Source organism: Frankia sp. CgJB1 (genome assembly GCF_977947065.1).
In genome coordinates, this window is sequence record NZ_CDWTNB010000237.1 from 1 (window position 1) to 5321 (window position 5321).

Annotated in this window: 3 protein-coding genes; all 3 read right to left on the bottom strand. The window is 75.9% G+C overall.

Going from position 1 to position 5321, the window contains the following annotated elements; translation table 11 throughout:
• Positions 1-1636, bottom strand: a 1636-nt coding sequence (locus AC08OT_RS18950) for a condensation domain-containing protein (protein WP_476603127.1), incomplete at its 3' end; no start/stop codon positions are given.
• A 107-nt stretch (positions 1637-1743) separates the two neighbouring features.
• Positions 1744-3420 (bottom strand): (2,3-dihydroxybenzoyl)adenylate synthase, encoded by a 1677-nt coding sequence (locus AC08OT_RS18955; protein ID WP_476591891.1) that lies wholly within the window; start codon positions 3418-3420, stop codon positions 1744-1746.
• On the bottom strand, positions 3417-5321 hold a 1905-nt coding region (locus AC08OT_RS18960; protein ID WP_476603128.1), incomplete at its 5' end, for a non-ribosomal peptide synthetase. The genes AC08OT_RS18955 and AC08OT_RS18960, both read right to left, overlap by 4 nt.

Sequence of the window (5321 nt, forward strand, 5' to 3'; positions counted from 1 at the left end):
CACCGTAGGTCAGGGTCCGCTCGGCGGTGACCAGCGCCGTCCGGTCGGGGCTGGCCGCGGCCCGAGCGGCGAACAGCGCCACCCACGGCTCGGTCGGGCTGGGCCCGGCGGTGTCGTTCCAGTCGACCAGCACCCGGTCACGCTCGGCCGAGCCGAGCAGGTCGATCGGGCCGATCGCCGTGCCGGGCTCGGCCAGCGCCCGGGCCAGCAGCCGCTCCAGCCGCGGGCCCACCGAGCCGGCGAACGCCGCCGACACCGAGCCCGGCTGGTAGGTCGTCTCCAACTCGAGCGGGCCAAAGCCGCCGTCCCCGCCGAACTCGGCCACCACCATCAGCGGAAACTGGGCGGTGCCGTTAGGCAGCGGGCGGCGCTCGCCGCGCAGGTCCCGGCCGTCCTGGTCAGTGCGGTGGAGGGCGGCAGCGGCCGGCGAGCGGACGGCGAACATCGTGCTGAACAGGCTGGACACGCCGTCGGAGCGGTCCGGGTTGAGTTCGCGCGCGACGTCGGCCAGGTCGACGTCGGCGTGCGCGAGGGCGCCCCGGCACACCTCGCGGGTCCGGGCGACCAGCTCGGTGAACGTGTCGGCCGGGCCGACGGTGAGCCGGAGGCAGATGGTGTTGCCGAAGTAGCCGATGACGCCGTCGGTCCCGGCGCCGTCCCGGTTGACGACAGGCGAGCCGACGGTGATGTCGGTGGCGCCGGTGGCCCGGTGGATCAGGGCCGCGTAGGCGGCGAGCAGCACCACGAACGGCGTCGCGCCGTGCCGGGCGGCGAACGCCCGCACCTGGCCGGCCAGCTCGGCCGGGGCGTGATGGACGACCTGCCGGCCCGCGTCGCGCCGACGGCCGGCCGGCGGGTCGGCCGGCTGCGGCTGGCCCGGCTGCGGGTCATCTGGGCTCGGCTCGGGCAGGCGTACCGGATCGGCCAGCGGGAGCAGCCGTTCCCGCCAGTAGGCCCGCCCGGCCGGGCGGGCAGCCGTCTCGGCTGCCGGCCCCGCCGCGTCGATGAACGAGACGGTGGCGGGCGGGCCGTCGCCGTCCCGGCGGTCGTAGGCGGCCAGCAGGTCACCGAAGAAGATGTCCCAGGACACGTCGTCCCAGGCGATGTGGTGGGCGGCCACCGCGAGCAGGTGCCGGAGCGGGCCGTGGCGCAGCACGGTGACCCGCAGCGGCGATTCGGCGGTGAGGTCGAACGGGCGCCGGGCCGCGCGCAGCGCGATCTCCCGTGCGCGCTCCTCCCGCTCCTCGGCGGGCACGGTCGTCAGGTCCACGCTGAGCCACGCCGGTTCGATGTCGTCCCGGAGCACCTGCTCGAGCTGCCCGTCCGGGGTGACCCGGTAGGTCGTGCGGAGGATCTCGTGCCGGCGGGCGACGGAGAGCAGCGCCCGGCGCAGCGCATCGACGTCGAGCGGGCCGGTCAGCTCGAACCCGGCTGAGATCGTGTAAGCGGCGCTGCCCGGGTCGAGCCGCGACAGGAACCACATCCGGCGCTGTCCCGGGCTGGCCGGGTAGCCCCGGCCGGGCTCCCGTCGCGGCCGAGGGCCGGCGCCGCTGGCTGGCTCGCGCGTCAGTCGCTCGGCCGCCAGCCGGCGGCGGAGCAGCTCGCGCTTGCGCTGCGCGGAGTCGGGACTCGCCACGATGCACGTCCTTCCAGTGGTGCGGCTTCCAGCGGTGCGGCTTCCGATACGGCCTAGGGGAGGCGGGCGTGGCTGAGGGCCCGCGCCCGCGCCGTCGCCCGGCGGCGCTAACCGAGACGGCGGCGCAGCTCCCGCTTGTCAATCTTTCCGACGGGGATGAGCGGTAACCTGTCGACGATCGTGAGCAGGTCGGGGAGCATGAAGCGGGCCAGCCCGCGCTCGCGCAGGTACGCCTTGACCGCCTTGAGGGTCAGCGTCGCCCCGGGCCTCGGGACGACCACCGCGCGGACGCTCTCGCCGACCTGCTCGTCCGCCGCTGCGATGACGGCGGCCTGGGCGATCGACGGGTGGGCGAGCAGGTGCTCCTCGAGCTCGGTGGCGGAGACGTTCTCGCCGCCCCGGTTGATGACGTCCTTGAGCCGTCCCTCGACGACCAGGTTGCCGCTGGCCGTCAGCCGGACGAGGTCGCCGGTGCGGTAGAAGCCGTCGGGGCTGAACGCGGTCGCGTTGTGCTCGACGGCCCGGTAGTAGCCGCGCACGGTGTAGGGGCCGCGGGTCCACAGCTCGCCGATCTCGCCGGGCGCCACGTCGGCGCCGTCGCGGTCGACGATCCGGATCTCATCGGCGGGCGCGAGCGGGCGGCCCTGGGTGGTGAAGGCGAGCTCGTCGTCCTCGTCCGGGCGGGTGTAGTTCAGCAGCCCCTCGGCCATGCCGAAGACCTGCTGAACGCGCGGGCCGAGGACCGTCGGGATGCGCCGGGCCAGCTCGGCGTCCAGGCGGGCGCCCCCGACCTGGAGCAGGCGCAGGCTGGCGGTGTCCGGCCCCTCCCATCCGGCGGCGTCGACCCAGATCCGGGCCAGGGCCGGGACGAGGGCGGTCACCGTGACCCGTTCCCGGGCGATGAGCTCGAAGACGATCTCGGGGCTGGGGGATGGCGCCAGGACCACCGTCGCGCCGACGCCGAGCGCTCCCAGGATGCCCGGACAGGCCAGCGGGAAGTTGTGCGCGGCGGGCAGCGCGACCATGTAGACGTCGTCGCTGGTCAGCCCGCACAGCCGGGCGCTGGCCTCCGCGTTGTACGCGTAGTCCCAGTGGGTGCGCGGGATAAGCTTGGGCTTGCCGGTCGTGCCGCCCGAGATGAGCAGCACCGCGACGCCGGCCGGCTCGGGCACCGGTGGTGGCGCGGCCTGCCCGCCGGCCCGAGCGGCGGCCCCGGCCGCCGCTACGGCGTCGAGGCCGGTGAACGGACCGGCCTCACCGGCCACCAGCGCATGACCCACCGACGGGACCGTGGCGACGATCTCCTGGGCCAGCGCCCGATGATCGAAACCCTCGTGCGTGTCCGGGATGGCGTAGGCCACGGCGCCGGACAGCCGGGCCAGGTGCTCGATCTCGACCCGGCGGTGCGCGGGCAGCACGAGCACCGGGATCGAGCCCAGCCGGAGCAGCGCGAACAGCAGCGTCACGAACTCGGCGCGGTTGGGCAACTGGACCAGGACGCGGTCGCCGGGGGCGAGGCCGAGCCGGGCGAGGCCGGCGGCCAGGTCATCGGCGGCCCGGTCGAGGTCGGCGTAGGAGAGCCGGACCGGCCGGGCCGGCGGACCGGCCACGACGGCGGTGGCCGAGCCAGACCGGCAGGCCCAGGCCCGGAGACGATCGCCGAGCGGGGCGCCCCGCCAGTAGCCCTCGTCCACGTAGCGGCGAGCGAACTCGTCCGGCCAGCGGACCCAGCCGTCCGCCGCTCCCGGCTCGACTGGCGGACCGGTGACCGGCGGGGCGCTCACCGTTCGGTCCCGGCGGCGGCGGTCGCGCCGGAGGGATCGGCCGGGCCGAGCAGCCGCTCCTCGATCTCGTCGTCGGAGAGGCCGGCGATCTCCCAGGCGATCGCCGCGACGCGGTCGAGCCGCCCGGGCGTGGGCTCGGCCGCGCGCAGGTCCCGCGCGAGCGCGGCGACCGTCGGCGCGCCGAACAGCATTCGGACCGACACGTCGCCGGTGTCGAGCTCGTCGCGCAGCCGGGCCACCACGGCGGTGGCGAGCACGGAGTCGCCACCGAGGGCGAAGAACTCCTCGGTGACCCCGAACTCGTCGAGGCCCAGCGCCTCCCGCCAGACCGAGAGGATTACCCGTTCCAGGTCGGATCCTGGCGGGGCCGCGGCCGGCCGCGTTCCGTCGAGATCGCGTTCGAGGATGGCGCCGACCGCCTTACGGTCGATCTTCCCGTTGGCGCTCAGCGGGAGTTCGGCCACCGCGACGACCCGGTCGGGCACCATGTGCGGCGGCAGGACGGCCCGCAGGCCGGCCCGGACCGCCGCCGGGTCAACCGGGTCGGCAGGGTCAACCGGGCCCTCCCCCGCGTCCGGAACGACGACGGCCCCGAGCGCGCTCGGACGCCCGTCCGCGCCGCCGGTCAGCACGGCCACCCCGGCCCGGACGCCGGGCAGCGAGGCGAACGCCGCCTCGATCTCCCCCAGCTCCACCCGGAAGCCTCTGATCTTGATCTGGTGGTCGCGGCGGCCCAGGAACTCGACGGTGCCGTCCGGGAGGTAGCGGGCGAGGTCGCCGGTGCGGTACCAGCGCTCGCCGCCGTGGGTGACGAACCGGTCGGCCGTGCGCTCCGGGTCACCCCGGTAGCCGCGGGCGACGCCGGCCCCGCCGATCCACAGCTCGCCGGCGACGTGGTCGGGGCAGTCGCGGCCCAGGGCGTCGACCACGCGCAGCCGGACGTTGCGCAGCGGGGTGCCGTAGGGCACCGAGCGCCATTCGGGCGGCACCGGCCCACCCCCGACGACCTCGCACACGGTGGAGTGGATGGCGGTCTCGGTCGTGCCGCCGAGCCCGAGGAACCGGCAGCCGGGGACGGCCGCCTCGAGCCGGCCGGGCAGGTCGACGCCGACCCGGTCACCGCCCAGAAGCACCGCGCGCAGGCTGGCGCCCAGCGGCACCCCGGTGGCCAGGACCAGGTCCAGCACGGCCGGCACGCAGTTGAGGATCGTGACGCTGTGGGCCGCGATAAGCTCGGCCCAGCGGGCGGCCTCGCGGCGGGACTCCTCGTCCACGATCACCACCGCGCCGCCGGATGACAGCGGGGCGAAGATGTCGAAAACCGACAGGTCGAAGTCGAGGGCCGAGACGGCCAGCGTCCGGTCGCCCGGGCCGAGGCCGAGCCGGTCGACCAGGTCGTCGATGGTGTTCATCGCGGCCCGGTGGCCGACCTCGACTCCCTTCGGCTGACCGGTCGAGCCCGAGGTGAACAGAACGTAGGCCGGTTCGTCCAGGCGGGCGGGATCGTCGGCCGCGCTCAACGTGAGTGTGCCGGGCGGGGCGGACGGGCCGGCGGCGAGCGCGTCGTCGAGGGTGAGCGGGGACACCCCGGCTGGCCAGTCCGGCCCGGGAGGCGCTGCGGATGACGCCGCGGACGGCGTGGTGATGACCGTGCGGAAGCCGGCGGTGGCGACGATCCGCGCGACCCGGGCCGGCGGCTGGTCCACCCCGACCGGCACGTAGGCCGCCCCGGCCGCCAGCACGCCGAGGACGGCGATGACCTGGTCCGGTCCCTTCGGCAAGCTGACGCCGACCAGGTCCCCCGGCCGCACGCCCCGGGCGGCGAGGGCGCCGGCCACCGCCGTCGCCCGGGCGGCCAGCTCGCCGTAGGACAGCGACCGGCGCACCGGCGACTCGCCGCC